This is a genomic window from Streptomyces sp. NPDC003697 (genome assembly GCF_053587115.1).
The window spans coordinates 29,717-49,471 of sequence record NZ_JBSFNN010000030.1; the positions used below are offsets into that span (position 1 = coordinate 29,717).

Sequence of the window (19,755 nt, forward strand, 5' to 3'; positions counted from 1 at the left end):
ACCCCCTAGGAACGCTGCCCGGGCGGAACTTAGTCTTCCCGCGTCATGGACTACTGCCACCCGTGCCGACGGCACCTCAACGGCGCCCTCGCCTGCCCGGGGTGCGGCACACCAGCCGAAGCGCTGCCCGCGTACGCGCGGGAGGCGGACCCGCTCCAGGGCGCCGGCGTCCCGGCGCAGCCGTTCGCCGGTCACCAGGCCCAGGGGGCGTACGAGCCGCACGGGGTCTACGCGCCGCAGCCGCAGGGCGGGTACGAGGCACACGGGGCGTACGCGGGCCACGCGGGAATCGGGCAGCAGGGGGCGTACGCCGGCGATGCGGGCGCCGGGCAGCAGGCGGGGTACACCGGCCATGCGGGCCTCGGGCCGGACGGGGGGTACGCCGGCCACGCGGTTCCCGGGCCGCAGGGGGAGTACGGCGGTCCCGGGGGCGCCGAGGGATACGGGCAGTACGCCGGCCAGGCGGGCGCCGGCAGCCAGGAAGGCCACGTCGGCCCGGCCGGCCCCGGCGGCGACGGTCATGCCGGACACGCCGTGCACGCCGGTCCCGGCAGCCACGAAGGTCACCCCGGCGACGCGGGTCCCGAAAACCACGAAGGCCGCGCCCGCCAGGACCGGGCCCAGAACCCCGGCGGTCACGACCCGGCCGGCAGCGGTCCCCGGGACGGCGGGGACGGTGACCCCGGCGACGGCGGCCGGGGGAGTGGTTCCGGGGACGGCGGCTCCGACGACCAGCCCGGCGAACCGCGGGGGCGGGCCGCCCGGCGCGGGTCGCCGCGCAGACGTGGCGGGGCCGAGGGGGATGCGCAGGACACCGACGGCACGGACGGCGCGGCGGGGAGCCGCCGCGACCGGAAGGCCGCGGCCCACCGCCGGCGCAGACGCAGGCTCCTGCTGATCACCGCCGGCTTCGTGCTCGCCGCGGGCGGGCTGAGCCTCGCCGAGCTCGGCATGGACGCGCCGGTCTTCTCCAGCCCGAACCCGGCCGCGGCCGAGGACGACCCGGCGGACGGCCGCTCGGCCCCCTCCGGGAAGGACGAGGAGCAGTCGTCGGCGGCCCCCGGTGCCGGGCCCGGCAGGGACGCCGGCACGGGCACGGCCTCTCCGGACGCGTCCTCCTCCCCGTCGGCGTCGGAGTCCGCGCAGGACGACAAGACCGACGAGGACGCGCAGGAGAGCGGGACACCCCAGGCCCCGGAGACGCCGAGCGCCGGACCTGGCACCGGCGGCGCCCCGGTCACGTCGGACCCCGCGCCACCGCCGCCACCTGAGCCGACGAGCGCTCCGCCGCCCCCGGCGTCGCCCGAGCCGACACCGAGCCCCACCAAGCACTGCAACCGTTTCCTGTGGTGGTGCACCTGACGGTGCACCCGGCGGCGCGCCACGCGTGGACGCGGAGCGCCGGCGACCGACGACAACACCGCGGACGGGCCTACCCGGACCCCGCGGCCTCGGCCTGAACGCCGGACGGACAGGCCCTGGCCACGCCGGCCAGGTCGGTGGACCGCGCGCCGCGGTGCGCCCCGCGGCGCGCGGTCAGGCGTCCAGCATCCGCCGCAGCAGACCGCGCAGGGCCTGCCGTTCCTCGTCGGACAGCCCTGCCAGCGGCTCGCGGGCGAAGCGCAGGCCCTCGCGCAGCTCACGGGCCACCCGCCGGCCCTCCTCGGTGGCGGCCGCCACCTTCACCCGGCGGTCCGCGGGATCCGGCCGCCGCTCCACCAGCCCCCGGGACTCCAGCCGGTCGACGATCCCGGTGACGTTCGACGGTTCGCACTTCAGGCGCTGCGCCAGCCTCCGCATGGGCAGCGGCTCCAGGGACAGCAGGCTGAGCAGGCGCGCCTGCGCTCCGGTCAGCGCGTGCGCCGCGGCGGCTTCCTCGTAGTCCTCGTGGAACCGGACCACGACGTCCCCGATGAGTTCGACGACCTCGAGGGTCAGCGCGTCGGGGCGACGGGTCCTGTGCGGAGTGGCCATGGTCTCCAGCCTACCCCTTTATTTGACAACCTGAAATATTCAGAGGCATCGTTGTTTCAGATACTGAAGTAACCGCCGTCCCCCGCAGGAAAGGCGCACACCATGTCCGACAGCCCCACTCCTCCCGCCGTCAACCGCGCATGGCACCTGCTCAGCCGCCCGGTCGGCTGGCCCAAGCCGGAGGACTTCGCCCTCGTCGAGTCGGAGCTTCCGCAGCCCGGTGACGGCCAGGTCCTCGTCCGCAACGAGTACCTCTCGGTGGACCCCTATATGCGTGGCAGGATGAGCGCCGCGAAGTCGTACGTGGCGCCGTACGAGCTGGACAAGCCGATGCAGGGCGGCGCGGTCGGTGAGGTCGTGGCCTCCAACGCCGAGGGCATCGCCGTCGGCGACCACGTCCTGCACTTCGGCGGCTGGCGCGAGTACGCCGCCGTGGACGCCCAGCACGCCGTCAAGGTCGACCCGGAGGCCGCTCCCCTGTCGGCATACCTCGGCGTGCTGGGCATGACCGGCCTCACCGCCTACGCGGGCCTGCTGCGGACCGCATCCTTCAAGGAGGGCGACGTCGTCTTCGTGTCCGGCGCGGCCGGCGCCGTGGGCAGCCAGGTCGGCCAGATCGCCAGGCTCAAGGGCGCCTCGCGCGTGATCGGCTCGGCCGGTTCCGACGAGAAGGTCAAGCTGCTCGTCGAGGAGTACGGCTTCGACGCCGCCTTCAACTACAAGAACGGCCCCGTGGGCGAGCAGCTGCGCGCGGCCGCCCCCGACGGCGTCGACGTCTACTTCGACAACGTCGGCGGCGACCACCTCGAGGCGGCCATCGGCTCTCTGAACGAGGGCGGCCGGATCGCCGTCTGCGGCATGATCTCGGTCTACAACGCCACCGAGCCCGCCCCCGGCCCCAGGAACCTGGCCCGGCTGATCCAGACCCGCGGCCGGATCGAGGGCTTCCTCGTGGGCGACCACTACGACCTTCAGCCGCAGTTCGTGCAGGAGGTCGGCCCCTGGGTGCGCTCCGGGGAGCTGAAGTACCGCGAGACGGTCGTCGAGGGCGTGGAGAACACGCTGGACGCGTTCCTCGGGGTCCTGCGCGGCGACAACACCGGAAAGATGATCGTCAAGGTCTGACCGGGGCGCCCACGGGCTCGCAGGGGCTGCCGTCGACTCCCGGGTGTCCGGGTGTCCCGGTATTCCGGTCCCGGCGACGGTGCCCCGGTGCCGGGACCGGGCGCGCCCCGGCGGAACAGCCACTTCCGGCAACATCACCGTGACGCGGCCCGACGACGCTCGTTGCGTACTGCGGGGGCCGCACCCTTGGACGTGGGGTGCGGCCCCGCCTTCTTCCCGCGCGGAGTTCCCGCCGGCGGGCGTGCGGCCGGCCGGACCCGGCGGCGCTCGGGTGTCGGCCGGGTGGGCTCGCCCCGGCCCCGTTCAGGCCGCCCGTGCGGCCGTGTGCACCGCCCGCACCAGCCGGTCGTTCTCCGGGGCCGCCCCGCCGGGGAAGGCGAACCGGCGCCGTGTGTAGCCGTAGGCCAGGCCGCTGCGCGGGTCGGCGAACGCCTGGGAGCCGCCGGCGCCGCTGTGCCCGAACGCCCCCGCGCCCAGGAACGGGTGCCAGGTGTCGGCGGTCGCCTGGAAGCCCAGGGTGTACGACGCGTGGCCCCGGGTCACCAGGTCGTACCCGGCGGAGTGCAACTGCCCGAACTCCGCCACCGTGTCCGGCTTCAGCAGCGGCGCCTTCCCGCCGACCTCGCTGATCGCCGCCGCGTACAGCCCCGCGAGCCCGCGCGCCGAGGCGACCGCGCCCACCGACGCCGGGCCCCCGGCGCGGATCACGGGCTCGTTGGGCAGCGTCTGGAGGTCGGTCGGCTCGGCCGCGTGGCGGTTGAAGGCGATGCCGGCGAGACTGTGCGGCCCGTCGGGCAGCGCGTCGAGGAGTGCCCGCTGCTCGGGCGTGGGCGCCATCGGCTGCGCGGTGCGGAAGCGGGGTTCCTCGGCGGCGGGCAGACCGAGGAAGAAGTCCAGTCCGTAGGGCGCGCGCACCCGCTCCTCGTGCAGCTCCTGCAGCGTCCGGCCGGTGGCCCGGCGGACGATCTCACCTGCGAGCGCGCCGATGACGAGGGCGTGGTGGCCGAAGGCGGTGCCCGGACGCCAGAACGGCCGCTGGTCGGCCAGGCGTTCGGCCATCGCCCGGTCGTCGGCCAGCTCGGCCAGGGTGAACCCGGTGTCGGTGCCCACCACGCCCGCCCGGTGCGCCAGCAGGTCCCGCAGGGTCACCGAGCCCTTGCCCTCGGCCGCGAACTCCGGCCAGTAGTAGGTCACCTTGCGGTCCAGCTCCAGCGTGCCGTCCTGCACGAGCAGCGCGACGACGAGATGGGCCGCGCCCTTGGCCGACGAGTACACCCCGTACAGCGCGCCGCCGCCGTTCTCCGGCCCGGCCCACAGGTCGACGACCCGCCTCCCGTGCACGTACGCGCACAACTGTCCCTCGTAGTCGGGCCGTTCACCGGCCACGAACGCGGCGAACTCCTCGCGCACCGGCTCGAAGCCGTCGGCGACGGTGCCGTGGATCTCCTGGGTCATCCGCTCTCCTCAACTCGGCCGCTGCTCGCTGGGGCTGGGCGCCCGGGCCGGCGCTGCCGGGTGCGGCCGTGCCCACCCGTACCGCGCCAGCGGCACGTTCGGCGGCTGCGTCGGCACCACTGAACGAGACCTCCACCGAAGGTCCCCCGGTTCGGTACGGCGAGGAGCACCCGTTCGACTCAATCGCCCCGGCCCCGGCACCCCGCCGCGTTGCCGGTCACCCGGGTGCCCCCGTACGCGCACGGTCCTCCGTCGCGCGGGGCGGACGCACCGGGGGGCCGCGGGCCCGGCCGCCCCGAGTCGGGTGGGACCCGCTGGGTACAGTTCCCCCATGCGCGATCTCGGGGCGGGTTTCGGCTATCTCCTCAAGGGCCAGCGGTGGATGGCCCGGCACGGCAGGCACTACGGCATCGGCCTGCTGCCCGGTCTGATCACCCTCGTCCTCTACGCGGCGGCGCTCACCGCGCTCGGCCTGTGGGGCGAGGACGCCGTCACCTGGGCCACGCCGTTCGCCGACGACTGGGCGGGCCCGTGGGCCGGGCTCTTCCGCGGGTTCCTCACCGCCGTCCTGTTCACCCTCGGCCTGCTCCTGGCCGTCCTCACCTTCACCGCGGTCACCCTGCTGGTCGGCCAGCCCTTCTACGAGAGCCTCTCCGAGCGTGTCGACCGCGACGTGTCCCCGGACGGCACCGCCCCGGAATCGGGGCTCCCGCTCTGGCGAGAGCTGTGGACATCCGCCCGCGACAGCCTCCGCATCCTGGTCCGGGCCGCGCTGTGGGGCGTCCTCCTCTTCGCTCTCGGCTTCCTGCCGGTCGTCGGCCAGACGGTCGTCCCGGTGATCGGTTTCTTCGTGACCGGTTTCTTCCTCGCCGAGGAACTCACCGCCGTGGCCCTCCAGCGACGCGGGGTCGAACTGCGCGAGCGCCTCACCCTCCTGCGTTCCCGCAAGACGCTCGTGTGGGGCTTCGGCACACCGCTGGGCCTGGCGTTCCTGGTGCCGTTCGTGGCGGTCTTCCTCATGCCCGGCGCGGTCGCGGGCGCGACCCTGCTGGCCCGCGACCTGCTCGGCGAGGAGCCGGGCGGCGCCGCTGTCGACCTCGGCAAGGAGCGGGCCGACCGGTGACACCCGGCCCCGCACACCGCTGACGCGCCCGGCCCGGCGCGGGTCCGGCCGCTGAACGACCCGGCCCGGGCCCGCGAACCGCTGACCCCGGCGGCACCCCGGTTCGGCCCACAGGCGGCACCCGGGTCCGGACGAGACGGACTCGCGCCGCCGATGTGAAGGGTTCGTACGAGGTCGGCCCGATCCGCCCGATCACCCCGCGCCGCGCCACCGCGGCGATTAACGTCTGATCCGGGACGAGAATCCCACGAAAGCCCCGGCCCGGGTCCTGACGCCCGGACCGGGGCTCGTGGTGTCACCGGCCGGCGCGCCGGGACGGAGAACGCTCAGCGCACCGAGAAGCCGTACACCGTCTCCGAGCGGAACACCTCGCCCGGACGCAGCTCGGTGCCGGGGAAGTCCGGATGTACTTGGGCTTCCGGCCGGTGCGGCGAGAGGGCGTCGCGACGGGACGAACATCGCCTGTCGCGGCACTGGGCCACCGTGTCACGGAGTTCTCGCCGTCACCGTCCGGTAGGCGATCTCCGCCAGCCGCGCCTGGCCGTCCCTGCTCGGGTGGAACCAGTCCCAGTGGCTGAGCTGCTCGGTGCCGAAGCGGTACTCGAACACGGCGTTGTTGTCGAAGCGGCACCGGCGGTCCTTCACGCAGACCTCCTTCAGCACCCCGTTGTACGCCTCCACCCGGGCCTGCACCGCCTGGCGCCGCGTGGTCGCCGCCGCGTCGAGCGCCTCCGCCTCGCCCAGCATCGACGGGCAGATGCCCAGCCGCCACACCTGCCTGCCCAGCGGGTTGGTCCGGCCCTCCGACCACAGCCGCATCAGGTTCGGCACGCTGGAGACGTACACCTGGGTCCTCGGCAGCGCCCGGCGCAGCCTGGTCATCGCCTCCTGGAACTGCCTGCGGAAGTCCGCCACCGGTGTCATCGCGGAGGCGGAGGTGCGGCAGGCGTCGTTGGCGCCCACCATCACCGTCACCAGCTGCGGCCGCTTCGCCACCGCCCGGGCCACCTGGGCCGTCAGGTCGGCCATCCGGGCGCCGGTCACCGCGTAGTTCCAGCTGCGCCGGGCCGCCCCGTCGGCGCCCAGCAGCCGCAGGGCCAGGCTGTCCACCCCGCTGTCGCTGCCCGTCGCCCAGGAGGCCTCGGGACAGTCGGACAGCACCGCGCACGCGTCGAAGCCGCGCGTGATGGAGTCGCCGACCGCGGCGATCGACTCCGGACTGCGGTCCCACACCGGCGACGGGCTCGGGGAGGGCCGGGACGCGCCGCCGGCGCGGGGCTCCCGGGACCCGGGGCCGCCGTGGCCGAAGGCGTCACAGCCCGCGGTGGCCAGGACGGACGCCGCCACGACCGCCACGGCGGTCCGCACCCGCCGGCTTCCCTTCCGCATCGCCGCTGATCCCCTCGGTCGTCGTGAGGTGCTCTTCCCTCCATGACAACGCGCGGAGGTTCCCGGCCCGGCCCGGAGGGCGCCGCATGCCCGCACAAGCGTCCCCCTGGGTGAATGGCGGGCGTTTCTCGGCACTGGGACCGACGGTACGTCACACTCCTTGCGCCGTCTCACGATAGCCTCGCCATCACGTGGTCCCAGCGCCACAGCCGTCCGCCAGCCCGCACCCATGTCCCGCTCTGCCCGGAGGTCCCGGTGACGACACGTGGAGTTCTGTACGTGCACTCCGCGCCGCGCGCGCTGTGCCCGCACGTCGAGTGGGCCATCGCCGGGGTGCTCGGCACGCGCGTCAGCCTCGACTGGATCCGGCAGCCCGCCGCGCCCGGCACCTGGCGGGCGGAGTTCTCCTGGCAGGGCCAGGCCGGCACCGCCTCCAAGCTCGCCTCCGCGCTGCGCGGCTGGCACCTGCTGCGCTTCGAGGTGACCGCCGAACCGTGCCCCACCGCCGAGGGCGAGCGCTACAGCTGCACCCCGGAGCTCGGCATCTTCCACGCCGTCACCGGCATCCACGGCGACATCCTGATCCCCGAGGACCGGCTGCGCGCCGCCCTGGTCCGCTCCCAGCGCGGCGAGACCGACTTGGAGGCCGAACTCGCCAAGCTGCTCGGCAAGCCCTGGGACGACGAGCTCGAACCCTTCCGCTACGCGGGCGAGGGCGCCCCGGTGCGCTGGCTGCACCAGGTCGTCTGAACGACCCTCAGCCCGCTCACGGCCGACGCGACACGAGCCGCCCTCCCGGCGGCGGACGAGCCCTGACCCCCACCGCTCACCGCGCATGAGACCCGCCCCTGCGCTCCCCCCTGCCCTCGTGGCGAGCAGCACCGGCCTCTCCGCTCGCGGCGGGCCTGCGCCGCCTGCTCGCGGCGGACAGGACCCGCCGAGCCGGCTGCGGCGGGGGCGGTCCAAGCAGCCGCCCGCTCGTGCGGGCGCCCCACTCCGCGCGGTGAGGCGGGACCTGCCGTCGTCGTCCGCGCCGGGCGAGCTGCCGCGTCCGAGCCGCGTCCGCCCCGCGACCTGGCGGGCCCACCGGCCACCCGGAGCACCCCGGGGGGCCACCGCATGCGGAGAGGGTCCCCACCAGCCGGTGGGGACCCTCTCCGCGACTGTTGGCCGCCGGTCAGACCGTGCGGAACGCCAGCACCACGTTGTGCCCGCCGAAGCCGAACGAGTCGTTCAGCGCGGCGATGCGTCCCTCGACGGGCAGCTTGCGCGCCTCGCCGCGGACGATGTCGGCGTTGGCCTCGGCCTCCGGGTCGATGTTCTCGACGTTGATGGTCGGCGGGGCGATCCGGTGGTACAGCGCCAGCACGGTCGCCACGGACTCCACACCGCCCGCACCGCCGAGCAGGTGACCGGTCATCGACTTCGTCGCGGAGACCGCCATGTGGTCGGCGTCGTCGCCGAACACCTTGCGCAGCGCCTTCAGTTCCGCGATGTCACCGGCCGGCGTCGAGGTGGCGTGCGCGTTGACGTGCACGATCTCGGCCGGGTCCAGGTCGTTGCGGTCCAGCAGGTTCTGCAGGGCCTGCGAGATGCCGCGGCCCTCGGGCTCCGGCTGCACGATGTCGTGGCTGTCGGCGGAGATGCCCTGGCCGACCGCCTCCGCGTAGACGCGGGCACCGCGCTTGGCGGCGTGCTCGGCGGACTCCAGGACGACGACGCCGGCGCCCTCGCCGAGGACGAAGCCGTCGCGGTCGACGTCGTAGGGACGCGAGGCGCCCTCGGGGTTCTCGTTGTTCTTGGACATCGCCATCATGTTGCCGAACGCGGCGATGGGCAGCGGGTGGATCGCCGCCTCCGTGCCGCCGGCGACGACCACGTCGGCACGGCCGGTGCGGATCATCTCGATGGCGTAGCCGATGGCCTCGGCGCCCGACGCGCAGGCGGAGACCGGGGTGTGCACGCCGGCGCGGGCGCCCACGGCCAGACCCACGTTGGCCGACGGGCCGTTCGGCATGAGCATGGGCACGGTGTGCGGGGAGACGCGGCGGACGCCCTTCTCCTTGAGCACGTCGTACTGGTCGAGCAGGGTCGTCACACCGCCGATGCCCGACGCGATGACGGCACCCAGCCGGTCCGGGTCGACGTTTCCGTCCTCGCCGGCCCTGCCGGTGAACCCGGCGTCCTGCCAGGCCTCCTGAGCGGCGATCAGGGCGAACTGCGCGGAGCGGTCCAGGCGGCGCGCCTGCGGCCGCGGGATGACCTCGGTGGGCTCCACGGCGATCTGCGCGGCGATGCGGACGGCCTGCTCGGCGGCCCACTCCTTGGTGAGGGGCGTGACGCCGGAACGTCCGGCGACCAGGCCCTCCCAGGTGGAGGCCACGTCGCCACCCAGCGGTGTGGTTGCGCCGATACCGGTGACGACCACGGTGCGATTGGTCGAGCTCACGGGAATTCTTTCTCCAACGGATGCGAGGATTCAGCGGCGCCACCGCCGGGTGGCGGGGCAGCGGGCCCAGGATCCCGGCCGGACTGGCCGGGCCCTTGAGTCACGGCCCAGGTGATCGGCCGATCAGGCCTGGTGCTTGAGGATGTAGTCGGTGGCGTCGCCGACCGTCTTGAGGTTCTTGACGTCCTCGTCCGGGATCTTGACGTCGAAGCGCTCTTCGGCGGCGACGACGACCTCGACCATGGACAGCGAGTCGACGTCCAGGTCGTCGGTGAAGGACTTGTCCAGCTGGACGTCCTCGACCGGGATCCCGGCGATCTCGTTCACGATCTCCGCGAGACCGGCGACGATCTCTTCCTGAGTGGCGGCCATGTCGGCGCTCCTTCGTAGATTCCAGAGGTGTGGCGCCCGCCGCGGCAGCGGCAGGTCGGTGCGGTGCCCGTACCGGATGCATGATCCGGCACGGAGTGCCTAGGGGAGGGTAACGACCGTCGCGGCGTAGACGAGACCCGCCCCGAAGCCGATGACGAGCGCGGTGTCGCCGCTCTTCGCCTCGCCGGTCGCCAGGAGCCGCTCCATCGCGAGCGGAATCGAGGCGGCCGAGGTGTTGCCGGTGGTGCGGATGTCACGGGCGACCGTGACGTGCTCCGGCAGTTTCAGCGTCTTCACCATCGAGTCGATGATCCGCACGTTGGCCTGGTGCGGAATGAAGACGTCCAGGTCGTCCGGGCTGATCCCGGCCGCGGCCAGCGCCTGCTGGGCGACCTTCGCCATCTCGAACACGGCCCAGCGGAACACCGCCTGGCCCTCCTGCGTGATCGCAGGGAACTTGACATTGCCCTCGCTGTCCAGGGGGAGCTCGGACACGTCGCCGGTCCTGAAGCGGTCCCAGGACACGGTCTGCTTGATCGTTTGGGCCTTGTCGCCCTCGGAGCCCCACACGGTCGGGCCGATCGCGGGCTCCTGCGACGGGCCGACCACGACCGCGCCCGCGCCGTCCCCGAACAGGAAGGCCGTGGCCCGGTCCTTCAGATCGGTCAGGTCGCTCAGCCGCTCGACGCCGATGACCAGGACGTACTCCGCGGACCCCTCGACGATCATGCCCTTGGCGAGGGTGAGCCCGTAGCCGAAGCCGGCGCAGCCCGCCGAGATGTCGAAGGCCGCCGCCTTGTTCGTGCCCAGCGTGTCGGCGATCTCCGTGGCGATGGCCGGCGTCTGGCTGAAGTGCGAGACGGTGGAGACGACCACGGCGCCGATCTGCGTGGCGTCGATGCCGGCGTCGGCGATCGCCTTGCCGGAGGCCTCGACGGACATCGCCGCGACCGTCTCCTCCGGCGACGCCCAGTGCCGGGTCTCGATGCCGGAGCGCGACCGGATCCACTCGTCGGAGGAGTCGATCGTCTCGAGGATCACCTCGTTCGGTACGACCCGCGTCGGGCGGTAGCCGCCCACGCCGATGATGCGCGCGTACGGGGCGCCCTTGCTCGGCTTGATCTTCGACATGACCGGTTCGGCTCCTTAGGGCGTCAGGCGTTGGTGTGCTCGGCGATCAGCGCGCGGGCCGCGTCGAGGTCGTCGGGGGTCTTCAGCGCCAGCGTCTTGACGCCCGGCAGCGCGCGCTTGGCGAGACCGGTGAGCGTGCCGCCGGGGCAGACCTCGACCAGCGCGGTGACGCCGAGCTCCTTGAAGGTCTCCATGCACAGGTCCCAGCGGACCGGGTTGGCCACCTGGCCGACCAGCCGCTCGACCACCTCCGCGCCGCTGGTGACCACGGCACCGTCCTTGTTGGAGACGTAGGAGACCTTCGGGTCGGTGGGGGAGACGCGCTTGGCGGCCTCGGCCAGCTTCTCCACCGCGGGGGCCATGTGGTGCGTGTGGAAGGCGCCGGCCACCTTCAGCGCGACGACCTTGCGCACGCCCTCGGGCTTGTCCTCGTTCAGCGCGGCGAGCTCCGCCATGGTGCCGGCGGCCACGATCTGGCCCGCGCCGTTGACGTTCGCCGGGGTCAGGCCCAGCTTCTCCAGGTGCGCGACGCTGACCTCGGGGTCACCGCCCAGGAGGGCCGACATGCCGGTCTCGGTGATCGCGGCGGCCTCGGCCATCGCCAGGCCACGCCTGCGGACCAGGGTCAGCGCCGCGGTCTCGTCGAGGACGCCCGCGAAGGCGGCGGCGGTGATCTCCCCGACGCTGTGGCCCGCGACGGCGTCCGGGTTCGTGTCACCGAGTGCCGCGGCCGAGAGGATCCCGGCGGCGACGAGCAGCGGCTGGGCGACCGCGGTGTCGCGGATCGCGTCCGCGTCGGCCTGGGTGCCGTAGTGGGCGAGGTCCAGTCCGATGGCGTCCGACCAGGCCGCGACGCGGTCGGCGGCGCCGGGCAGTTCGAGCCAGGGGGTCAGGAAGCCGGGCGTCTGGGCGCCCTGGCCGGGAGCGACGAGTACGAGCACTCTCACACTCTCTCTTGGGGGCGGCCATGGCCGCCCGTGAGGACAGGGACGAAGAACGCAAGGGGGTTTTGTGGACCCCCGACAAAAGCCTAGGCCTGAGGATCTCCGTCGGCCAGACGCCCCAGGATCAGCGCGATCCGCAGCGTGAACGCGGATCGTACATCGGACGGTGACCATCCGGTGACGTCAGTCACACGTCGGAGCCGGTAGCGCACGGTGTTCGGGTGAACGAAGAGCATCCGCGCCGCGCCCTCCAGGCTGCTGGCCTGTTCCAGATAGACACTCAAGGTCTCCAGGAGAGCGCTTCCGGCCTCCTCCAGCGGTCTGTAGATCTCCTCCACCAACTGCTCGCGGGCGCTTGGATCACCGGCGATCGCGCGCTCCGGCAGCAGGTCGTCCGCCAGCACCGGCCGCGGGGCGTCCTGCCAGGCGAAACACGCCTTCAGCCCGGCGGCCGCGGCCTGCGCGGACCGGGTCGCCGCCAGCAGATCCGGCACCACCGGCCCGGCGACGACCGGTCCCGCGGCGAACGGGCCGATGAGCGATTTGGCGACGGCGAGCGGATTGTCGCTGCCGCCGGCGATGACGACGAGCCGGTCGCCGAGCACCCCGGTCAGCACCTGCAGCTTGGCGTGCCGGGCCGCCCGCCGGATCGCGTCGACCGTCAGCTCCGAGTCGCCGTCGGGAGCGGTGCCGAGCACCACGCACACGTGCTCGGGCGAGTTCCAGCCGAGGGCGGCGGCGCGCGAGACCGACCCCTCGTCCGCCTCGCCGCTGAGGACGGCGTTGACGACGAGTGACTCCAGGCGGGCGTCCCAGGCACCGCGTGCCTCGGCGGCCTGGGCGTACACCTGGGCGGTGGCGAAGGCGATCTCGCGGGCGTAGACCAGCAGCGCCTCCCTGAGCACCGACTCGTCCCCGGGGGCCGCCACCTCGTCGATGGCGGACTCCATCACCTCGATCGTGGTGCGGACCATCTCCACGGTCTGCCGCAGCGTGATGGCCCGGGTCAGCTCGCGGGGCGCGGTGCCGAAGACGTCCGTGGAGATGGCCTGGGGCGTGTCCGGACGCCGGAACCACTCGGTGAAGGCGGCGATGCCCGCCTGCGCCACCAGCCCGATCCAGGACCTGTTCTCCGGGGGCATGGCCCGGTACCACGGCAGCGTCTCGTCCATGCGCGCGATGGCCTGGGCGGCGAGCGATCCGGAGGACTTCTCCAGCCGCTTCAGGGTCGCGGAGTGCGGATGGAGGCCGTGCGCGGCGGGTTCGTGGGTGCGGGTCTCTGGTTCGGGCACGGGGACAAGACTGCCTTATCCGGACTCCGGGGCGTGCCGGGGGTCAGGGCCCGGGCCGGCGGCCGGGGGCTACGGTGGTCCTCGTGATGGATGTACGGCGCGCCGACGAGCGCTACCGGGGCGGTGATCCGGACGCCGGGATCGAGTCCCGGCACGCCTTCTCCTTCGGTCCGCACTACGACCCCGGCAACCTCCGCTTCGGCGCGCTGATCGCCTGCAACGAGGAGCGCCTCGCCCCCGGCGCCGGCTTCGGCGAACACCCGCACAGCCACACCGAGATCGTCACGTGGGTGGTCGAGGGCGAGCTGACGCACCGGGACTCGGCGGGCCACGCGACGGTGGTCCGCCCCGGCGGCGTGCAGCACCTGAGCGCGGCGGCGGGCGTGCGCCACGTCGAGCGCAACGACGGCACGGTCCCGCTCACCTTCGTGCAGATGTGGCTGGCCCCCAGGGAGCCCGGCGGCGACCCGTCCTACGAGGTGGTCCCCGACCTCGCCGGCTCCACGCCGTACGCGGTGCCCCGGGCGGGCGCGGCCCTCCACCTCTTCCGCCTGTCGCCGGGCGAGCACACGGCACTCCCGGACGCGGTCTGCGTGTACGTCCACGTCGTACGAGGCGAGGTCCGCCTGAACGGCGAACGACTGGGCCCGGGCGACGCTGCCCGCATCACGGACGCGAAGGGCACGGAGGCGGTGGGGGTGACGGCGGCGGAACTCCTGGTGTGGGAAATGCCGCACCCTGCCGCCGACCTTGCGGAACCGCCCGTCGGTTGAGCCGGCGTTCGCAGAGGCCGACCATCCCCACCAGCCCGTCCGGCGTTTCAGCCGGGACCGGGCATGCCCACCAGCCCGTCCGGCGTTTGAGGACGAGCCCGTTCAGGCCGAACGGGGGGTCCGGGGCGCAGCCCCCGGGTACGGGACGGGTAGGGGCGGCGGGGGCGAGAAAAAGGGCCACCCGAGCAGTCGCCCCGAGAACCTCAGCCCCGCACCTCCGCGAGCACCGCGTCGGTGAACGCCGGCCACACCTCCACCGCCCACGACCCGAACGCCCGGTCCGCGAGGGCCACACACGCCACCCCCGCGTCCGGATCGACCCACAGGAACGTCCCCGACTGCCCGAAGTGCCCGAACGTGCGCGGCGACGACGACGCCCCCGTCCAGTGCGGAGCCTTCCCGTCCCGGATCTCGAACCCGAGCCCCCAGTCGTTGGGGTTCTGGTGCCCGTACCCCGGCAGCACCCCCTTCGTGCCCGGGTACTGCACCGTCATCGCCTCGGCGACCGTCCGCGGGTCCAGCAGCCGGGGCGCCTGCACCTCCGCCGCGAACCGCGCCAGGTCCTCCACCGTCGACACCCCGTCCTTCGCCGGGGAGCCGGGGCCCTCCAGCGTCGTGGCCGTCATGTCCAGCGGCTGGAGCACGGCCTGGCGCAGATACTCGGCGAAGGGGATGTCCGTCGCCTTGGCGACATGGTCCCCGAGCTGCTCGAAGCCGGCGTTGGAGTACAGGCGCCGCTCACCGGGCGGTGCCGTGACCCGGTGCTCGTCGAAGGCCAGTCCCGAGGTGTGGGCGAGCAGATGACGGACTGTCGACCCGGGCGGGCCGGCCGGCTCGTCGAGCTCGATCGCGCCCTCCTCGTAGGCGACGAGGACCGCGTAGGCCGCCAGCGGCTTGGTGACGGAGGCCAGCGGGAAGCGCCGGCCGGCCGGGCCGTGCGAGCCGAGCACGGTGCCGTCCGCGCGGACGACCGCCGCGGCGGCGGTGGGGACGGGCCAGTTCTCGATCAGCGCCAGGCTCTGCAAGGACATGGCTACGAATCTAAGCGCTCCGGTCGCGCACCCCGCACCGAGGGGTCACTCCCCGCCCGGGACGCCCACCCGGCACGGGGCGGGACCGGTCCGCGCGCGGGATGCCCACCCGGCACGGCGGGACCGGTCCGCGCACGGAACGGCATCCGCACCGCACCGAGGGCCCGGTCCGCGCACGGGACCGGCACCGCATCCAGGGGTCGTTCCCCGCACCGGCCGGAGGCGCCGCACCGGCGCCCCCGGCCCGCACGCCGGACCGCGCGGCCCGAGGCCCTCCGGGCCGCCGTCCGAGCCCCGCCGCGGGAGCCCCGCCCCGCCCCCGCCGCCCTCACAGCTGCAACCGCATCGAGGGGTCCGGCTTGCGTACGAAGCCCAGCGACGCGTACAGCGACTCGGCCTCCGCCGACGCGTTCAGGTCGATCTGGCGGACGCCCTGACTGCGGAACCACTCCAGCAGCGTCACCATGCAGGCGCGGGCGTACCCGCGGCGGCGTACGGCCGGGTCCGTCGCGACGCTGAAGACGTGGCCCACCCGCCCGTGCGGGTTGCCCGCGCGCCCGATCCGGTACTCGACCGTTCCGGCCGCCAGCGCCGCCAGCGCACCCGGCCGCTCCGGATGGTCGACCACGAACGCCGCGAAGCCGCCGTCCGGCTCGGCGAGCCGGCGGCGCACGGTCGGCAGGGACTCCGTGTGCCACTCCGCCGAGGAGTCGGCGGAGAAGACGGAGTCGATCATCACCTGGCGCAGGCGCAGCAGTTCCTCGGCGTCCTCGGGCAGGGCCCGGCGTACGGCAGTCATGGCCGCACGGTAGCCACCGGGGCCGTGGCGCGTCCTCCCCGTTTCGCGGCGGGTTCCGCTTGCCTGGAGCGCACTCCAAGGTCCTAGCGTGGAGGCCATGACGGTGATGCAGACCACGGCTGCCGGAGTCGACGACCCCGGGCGGACCGCAGGACCCGCCGCAGGCAGCGCCGACCCCTGCTCCGCCCCGCCCCCACGGCACCCGCGGCCCGACGGGCAGGACAGCTACACGATCAGCGAGGTCGCCGCGTTCACCGGCCTGACGGCCCACACCCTGCGCTGGTACGAGCGGATCGGGCTGATGGCCCACGTCGACCGCTCGCACACCGGCCAGCGCCGCTACACCAACCGCGACCTGGACTGGCTCGACCTCGTCGGCAAGCTGCGGCTGACCGGCATGCCGGTCGCCGACATGGTCCGGTACGCGGAGCTGGTGCGCGCGGGCGAGACGACGTACGGCGAGCGGTACCAGCTGCTCGAGGCCACCCGCCGGGACGTCCTGGCCCGGATCGCCGAGCTCCGGGACACGCTCGCGGTGCTCGACCGCAAGATCAGCTTCTACGCGGACGCCGGGCGCGCCCGCGAATCGGAGAGGACCCGATGACCGACAGCAGGATGCCGACCGTACGCCTGGGCGAGAGCGGGCCGGAGGTGGGCGTGCAGGGCCTCGGCTGCATGGGGATGAGTTTCGCCTACGGGCCCTCGGACGCCCGGGAGTCGCGTGCCACGCTGGAGCGTGCCCTGGAGCTGGGCGTGACCCTGTACGACACCGCCGACTCCTACGGCGCGGGGGAGAACGAGCGCTTCCTGTCGCCGTTCTTCCGGGCGCACCGCGACGAGGTCGTGATCGCCACCAAGTTCGCCCTGTCGATCCCGCCGGACGAGCCGACGAAGCGGATCATCCGCAACGACCCGCCGTACATCCGCCGGGCCGTCGAGGCGAGCCTGAAGCGCCTGGACGTCGACGTCATCGACCTCTACTACATGCACCGCCGGCACGTGGACGTCCCGCTCGAGGAGAGCGTCGGGACCATGGCCGAACTGGTGCGCGAGGGCAAGGTCAAGCACCTGGGGCTGAGCGAGGTGACGGCCGAGGAGCTGAGGGTCGCGCAGGCCGTGCACCCCATCGCGGCTGTGCAGTCGGAGTGGTCGCTGTTCAGCCGGGACATCGAGGCGCACGTCGTGCCGGCCGCCCGGGAGCTGGGCGTGGGGCTGGTGCCGTACTCACCGCTGGGCCGGGGATTCCTCGCGGGTACGTTCACCGACGCCGAGCAGGATCTGACGAGCGACGACTTCCGCCGCACGATGCCGCGCTTCCAGGGCGGCAACGCCACCGCGAACGCGGCGCTGCTGGAGCCCGTCCGCGCGGTGGCCGAGGCCCACGGCGTCTCCCTCGCCCAGGTGGCGCTGGCCTGGGTCCAGCAGCGGTCGGCCGTGCACGGCCTGCCGGTCGTCCAGATCCCGGGCACCCGCAGGCCCCACCGCGTGGAGGAGAACGTGGCGGCGACGCGGATCGTGCTGACCGAGGAGGAGCTGGCGCTGCTGGAGCCCGTCGCGGCGAAGGTCGCGGGCACGCGGTACGCGGACATGTCCTTCACCTCGGCGGGCCGCGAGTAGCGCTCGGCCCGCCGGGCGCCGGCTACAGCTCCGCCAGCAGTTGCGCCTTCTTCGTGGTGAACTCCTCGTCCGTGACCAGGCCCGCCCGGTGCAGTTCCCCGAGGTGGTGGATCCGCTCGGCGATGTCGGCCGGGTCGCGGCGCGGGGCCGGTACCGGCAGGGGCGTGGCCGGGCCGGTCGCCCGGGCCGCGGCCAGCACGGCCGCCGCGAACGGCAGCGACTCGTGCACCGGACCGTACCCGAGTCCGAACACGACCGCGGCCGGATCCTGGTCCGGCTGCGGGGGCCGCGCGGTGTCCGGGGCGCGGCGCAGCAGCCGCAGGTGCCCCTCGAAGACCTCGGGGGAGCGCCACTCCACTCCGCCGAGGCCGGCGACCGGGAAGCTCTGGTCGCCGGCCTTCCACTTCGCCGACGACGCACCGGCCCAGGACCACCGGAAGCGCACCGTCGTCCCGTCGAAGGACGCCTTCGCGTCGTACGCCTTGAACTGCAGCGGCACCTCGGGCGCGGCCACCAGGTGGCGTTCGGCCGGACCGGTCCCGCCGAGCCGGCCGCGCAGTTCGCCGGCGTAGTACTCGGCGAGCGTCCCCCGTTCGGCGGGCAGCACCAGCCGGTAGGGGTCGCACTCCTCCCGCAGCTGGCCCGCGGCCGCCTCCATCAGCGGATCGGCGCCGGGCCGGGGCTCCGCCCGCAGGACGACGGTCCCGCGCCGGCCGCCCGCCGTGAGCGTCACGCCCGCGAGCGCCGCCAGCGGTATGCGGCGCTCCCCGAGCGCCTGCAGGAGCTTCGGTGTGCGCATCCCCCGTTCGTAGCGGATGAGCACGGAATCGGACGTGAACTCCCAGGCGGCGTGAAATCCGGCCAGTACGTCACCCATGCGGCTCATCGTAGGCGGCACGAGCTTTTTCGTCCCCTCCCCGCGCGGACGGCGGTTCCTGCGCCGCTACGCGCGTCCGGCCGTCAGGATGCCGGGCACGTCCCGCCGGCACCCGTCGTCGTCGGCGGCGCACCGGACGGTGTCATATGCGCCAACACCGATCTCGGCGAGGTTCGTCAGGCTGTCGGTGCCCGGTTCGAAGTACCCGGCGTGTCCCCTGGCCTGCCGCGCCGAGATCACCCGCGCCCCGAACGCGGCGGAGACCGGGTCGGCGCCGTGCCCGAGGCCGCCGAGTTCCAGGTAGGGCACGTCCTGGATCCAGTCGGTGGCGTCCCGCATCGCCCACACCCGGGCGGTGGTGCGCAGGCGTGCCGCGCTCGGCACCCGCATGCCGGGGCTGCCCGCCACCGCGATGTCGGTCACCCGGCCCGGCAGCGAGCGGGCGCCGACGCCGCACACCACGGAGCCGTAGCTGTGGCAGAACAGCGAGACCGGGCCGCGGCCGGGCAGTGCCCTCACCAGCGCGTTCAGCCGGACCGCGCCCTCCTCGGCGCGCATGGCCGTGGCCGCGTCCACGCCGAGGCCGCTGGGCGCGGTGTAGTCGGCCCAGGCGATCACGGCGGTGCGGGTCGCCGGGCTCGCCGTGCGCTCGGCCGTGTGGAGCGCCTTCGCCATCCCGGCCGGCGCGGAGTACGGGCGGCTGGTCCGCTGGAAGGTGAGCACGTCGGTGTCGACGCCGGGCACGACGACGGAGACCCGCTCGGCCTTCGTCAGATCGCCGAACACCTCAGCGACCCGGCCGGAGCCCTGCGGGTCGAAGGCGAGGATCTGCCGGCCGCCGGCCATCAGCGCCGTGAAGCGGTGCATGCGGCGGCCCGCGTCCCGCTGCCCGGCGGCGGTGAGCCGGCTGTCGTGCATGCGTTCGAGCTCGGCCGTGCGGGCCTGCCGCAGCGCCACGCGGTTCGCCCGGTACCGCAGTTCGACGGGAGCGCCGTTCATGTTGCCGACCGCGAGCGGGTAGCGGCGGGCGAGCCGGTTGCGGTCGTGCGCGGTGAGGGACGCGAAGAAGCGGGTGAGCCTCGCGGGTGGGGCGTCCACGTCCGGCAGCCGGTGGCCGCGCAGGTGCCCGTGCTCCCAGGCGGTCACCGAGGCACCGAGCGCGTTGGTCCCCGGGTGGCTGCGCAGGGCGGTCCAGCCCGTGGTCGCCAGCATCACGAAGACCACGGCCAGGGCGAGCAGGGCACGCCAGACGTTGAGTTGCGGGGAGGTGTCGAAGGAAGTCACTGAAAGGACACACTAGGAGAACGAGAGGGTCTCGCGTCAATCGAGTGACGGGGATCACGTTTTGAACGGCGCGATCGGGGCTCCGGTCCGCACGCCGGTTCAAGGACCTCTGTTCGTACG

Annotated in this window: 19 protein-coding genes; 7 read left to right on the plus strand and 12 right to left on the minus strand. The window is 73.9% G+C overall.

The window, feature by feature from the left end; all coding sequences use genetic code 11:
- Positions 1 to 45: 45 nt before the first annotated feature.
- A complete protein-coding gene (locus tag ACWDNY_RS14895; protein ID WP_451646145.1) occupies positions 46 to 1,362 on the plus strand; it encodes an SCO2400 family protein in 1,317 nt (438 codons plus the stop codon).
- Positions 1,363 to 1,536: 174 nt separating this feature from the next.
- On the opposite strand, the gene ACWDNY_RS14900 is transcribed toward ACWDNY_RS14895, so the two are convergent.
- Complete coding sequence (locus ACWDNY_RS14900; protein WP_451646146.1) at positions 1,537 to 1,974, minus strand: MarR family winged helix-turn-helix transcriptional regulator; 438 nt, start codon at positions 1,972 to 1,974, stop codon at positions 1,537 to 1,539.
- Positions 1,975 to 2,076: 102 nt separating this feature from the next.
- On the opposite strand from ACWDNY_RS14900, the gene ACWDNY_RS14905 reads away from it, so the two are divergent.
- Complete coding sequence (locus tag ACWDNY_RS14905; protein WP_451646147.1) at positions 2,077 to 3,099, plus strand: NADP-dependent oxidoreductase; 1,023 nt, start codon at positions 2,077 to 2,079, stop codon at positions 3,097 to 3,099.
- A gap of 303 nt (positions 3,100 to 3,402) precedes the next feature.
- Here ACWDNY_RS14905 and ACWDNY_RS14910 read toward each other — a convergent pair whose 3' ends face one another.
- Entirely contained in the window at positions 3,403 to 4,554 is a 1,152-nt protein-coding gene (locus tag ACWDNY_RS14910) for a serine hydrolase domain-containing protein (RefSeq protein ID WP_451646148.1), read from the minus strand.
- 331 nt (positions 4,555 to 4,885) lie between these two features.
- On the opposite strand from ACWDNY_RS14910, the gene ACWDNY_RS14915 reads away from it, so the two are divergent.
- Positions 4,886 to 5,677: an EI24 domain-containing protein gene (locus ACWDNY_RS14915; protein WP_451646149.1), complete on the plus strand. Its 792-nt coding sequence runs from the start codon at positions 4,886 to 4,888 to the stop codon at positions 5,675 to 5,677.
- 486 nt (positions 5,678 to 6,163) lie between these two features.
- Here the strand turns inward: ACWDNY_RS14915 and ACWDNY_RS14920 are convergent, their stop codons facing one another.
- Positions 6,164 to 7,066, minus strand: a complete 903-nt coding sequence (locus ACWDNY_RS14920; RefSeq protein WP_451646150.1) for an SGNH/GDSL hydrolase family protein — start codon at positions 7,064 to 7,066, stop codon at positions 6,164 to 6,166.
- Between the two features lie 255 nt (positions 7,067 to 7,321).
- On the opposite strand from ACWDNY_RS14920, the gene ACWDNY_RS14925 reads away from it, so the two are divergent.
- Positions 7,322 to 7,816, plus strand: a complete 495-nt coding sequence (locus ACWDNY_RS14925; RefSeq protein WP_451646151.1) for a DUF3145 domain-containing protein — start codon at positions 7,322 to 7,324, stop codon at positions 7,814 to 7,816.
- Between the two features lie 427 nt (positions 7,817 to 8,243).
- On the opposite strand, the gene fabF is transcribed toward ACWDNY_RS14925, so the two are convergent.
- The 5 genes from fabF to fasR form a co-directional block, all read right to left on the minus strand.
- A complete protein-coding gene (fabF, locus tag ACWDNY_RS14930) occupies positions 8,244 to 9,515 on the minus strand; it encodes a beta-ketoacyl-ACP synthase II (protein WP_451646152.1) in 1,272 nt (423 codons plus the stop codon).
- 123 nt (positions 9,516 to 9,638) lie between these two features.
- Positions 9,639 to 9,887 carry an acyl carrier protein gene (locus ACWDNY_RS14935; protein WP_030341284.1) on the minus strand — a complete coding sequence of 83 codons (249 nt, stop codon included), beginning with the start codon at positions 9,885 to 9,887 and terminating at the stop codon, positions 9,639 to 9,641.
- A 99-nt stretch (positions 9,888 to 9,986) separates the two neighbouring features.
- Complete coding sequence (locus tag ACWDNY_RS14940) at positions 9,987 to 11,018, minus strand: beta-ketoacyl-ACP synthase 3 (protein WP_451646153.1); 1,032 nt, start codon at positions 11,016 to 11,018, stop codon at positions 9,987 to 9,989.
- A gap of 23 nt (positions 11,019 to 11,041) precedes the next feature.
- Positions 11,042 to 11,959: an ACP S-malonyltransferase gene (locus tag ACWDNY_RS14945; RefSeq protein WP_451646181.1), complete on the minus strand. Its 918-nt coding sequence runs from the start codon at positions 11,957 to 11,959 to the stop codon at positions 11,042 to 11,044.
- Positions 11,960 to 12,048: 89 nt separating this feature from the next.
- Entirely contained in the window at positions 12,049 to 13,254 is a 1,206-nt protein-coding gene (fasR, locus tag ACWDNY_RS14950) for a fatty acid biosynthesis transcriptional regulator FasR (RefSeq protein ID WP_451646154.1), read from the minus strand.
- An 86-nt stretch (positions 13,255 to 13,340) separates the two neighbouring features.
- Between fasR and ACWDNY_RS14955 the strand changes: the two genes are divergently transcribed.
- A complete protein-coding gene (locus ACWDNY_RS14955; RefSeq protein WP_451646182.1) occupies positions 13,341 to 14,027 on the plus strand; it encodes a pirin family protein in 687 nt (228 codons plus the stop codon).
- Positions 14,028 to 14,230: 203 nt separating this feature from the next.
- Here the strand turns inward: ACWDNY_RS14955 and ACWDNY_RS14960 are convergent, their stop codons facing one another.
- Both ACWDNY_RS14960 and ACWDNY_RS14965 read right to left on the minus strand, forming a co-directional pair.
- Entirely contained in the window at positions 14,231 to 15,058 is an 828-nt protein-coding gene (locus ACWDNY_RS14960; RefSeq protein WP_451646155.1) for a serine hydrolase domain-containing protein, read from the minus strand.
- Between the two features lie 328 nt (positions 15,059 to 15,386).
- Positions 15,387 to 15,857 (minus strand): GNAT family N-acetyltransferase, encoded by a 471-nt coding sequence (locus ACWDNY_RS14965; RefSeq protein ID WP_451646156.1) that lies wholly within the window; start codon positions 15,855 to 15,857, stop codon positions 15,387 to 15,389.
- Positions 15,858 to 15,954: 97 nt separating this feature from the next.
- On the opposite strand from ACWDNY_RS14965, the gene ACWDNY_RS14970 reads away from it, so the two are divergent.
- Entirely contained in the window at positions 15,955 to 16,461 is a 507-nt protein-coding gene (locus ACWDNY_RS14970) for a MerR family transcriptional regulator (RefSeq protein ID WP_451646157.1), read from the plus strand.
- The gene (locus ACWDNY_RS14975) at positions 16,458 to 17,474 is read left to right on the plus strand and encodes an aldo/keto reductase (protein WP_451646158.1); all 1,017 of its coding nucleotides are present in this window, start codon (positions 16,458 to 16,460) and stop codon (positions 17,472 to 17,474) included. Before ACWDNY_RS14970 ends, ACWDNY_RS14975 begins: the two co-directional genes overlap by 4 nt.
- A 22-nt stretch (positions 17,475 to 17,496) precedes the next feature.
- On the opposite strand, the gene ACWDNY_RS14980 is transcribed toward ACWDNY_RS14975, so the two are convergent.
- Both ACWDNY_RS14980 and ACWDNY_RS14985 read right to left on the minus strand, forming a co-directional pair.
- On the minus strand, positions 17,497 to 18,351 hold the full coding sequence (locus tag ACWDNY_RS14980; protein ID WP_451646159.1) for a DUF4429 domain-containing protein: 855 nt from the start codon (positions 18,349 to 18,351) through the stop codon (positions 17,497 to 17,499).
- A 66-nt stretch (positions 18,352 to 18,417) separates the two neighbouring features.
- Positions 18,418 to 19,635, minus strand: coding sequence for an alpha/beta hydrolase (locus tag ACWDNY_RS14985; protein ID WP_451646160.1), 1,218 nt, complete (start codon positions 19,633 to 19,635; stop codon positions 18,418 to 18,420).
- Between the last annotated feature and the right edge of the window lie 120 nt (positions 19,636 to 19,755).

Bases quoted from the DNA above. Each gene is read 5' to 3' on its own strand.
- ACWDNY_RS14980 (WP_451646159.1), bottom strand. From the start codon at position 18,351: ATGGGTGACGTACTGGCCGGATTTCACGCCGCCTGGGAGTTCACGTCC.
- ACWDNY_RS14910 (WP_451646148.1), bottom strand. From the start codon at position 4,554: ATGACCCAGGAGATCCACGGCACCGTCGCCGACGGCTTCGAGCCGGTG.
- ACWDNY_RS14905 (WP_451646147.1), top strand. From the start codon at position 2,077: ATGTCCGACAGCCCCACTCCTCCCGCCGTCAACCGCGCATGGCACCTG.
- ACWDNY_RS14975 (WP_451646158.1), top strand. From the start codon at position 16,458: ATGACCGACAGCAGGATGCCGACCGTACGCCTGGGCGAGAGCGGGCCG.
- ACWDNY_RS14895 (WP_451646145.1), top strand. From the start codon at position 46: ATGGACTACTGCCACCCGTGCCGACGGCACCTCAACGGCGCCCTCGCC.
- ACWDNY_RS14955 (WP_451646182.1), top strand. From the start codon at position 13,341: ATGGATGTACGGCGCGCCGACGAGCGCTACCGGGGCGGTGATCCGGAC.
- ACWDNY_RS14915 (WP_451646149.1), top strand. From the start codon at position 4,886: ATGCGCGATCTCGGGGCGGGTTTCGGCTATCTCCTCAAGGGCCAGCGG.
- ACWDNY_RS14920 (WP_451646150.1), bottom strand. From the start codon at position 7,066: ATGCGGAAGGGAAGCCGGCGGGTGCGGACCGCCGTGGCGGTCGTGGCG.
- ACWDNY_RS14965 (WP_451646156.1), bottom strand. From the start codon at position 15,857: ATGACTGCCGTACGCCGGGCCCTGCCCGAGGACGCCGAGGAACTGCTG.
- ACWDNY_RS14935 (WP_030341284.1), bottom strand. From the start codon at position 9,887: ATGGCCGCCACTCAGGAAGAGATCGTCGCCGGTCTCGCGGAGATCGTG.
- ACWDNY_RS14900 (WP_451646146.1), bottom strand. From the start codon at position 1,974: ATGGCCACTCCGCACAGGACCCGTCGCCCCGACGCGCTGACCCTCGAG.
- ACWDNY_RS14940 (WP_451646153.1), bottom strand. From the start codon at position 11,018: ATGTCGAAGATCAAGCCGAGCAAGGGCGCCCCGTACGCGCGCATCATC.
- ACWDNY_RS14970 (WP_451646157.1), top strand. From the start codon at position 15,955: ATGACGGTGATGCAGACCACGGCTGCCGGAGTCGACGACCCCGGGCGG.
- ACWDNY_RS14960 (WP_451646155.1), bottom strand. From the start codon at position 15,058: ATGTCCTTGCAGAGCCTGGCGCTGATCGAGAACTGGCCCGTCCCCACC.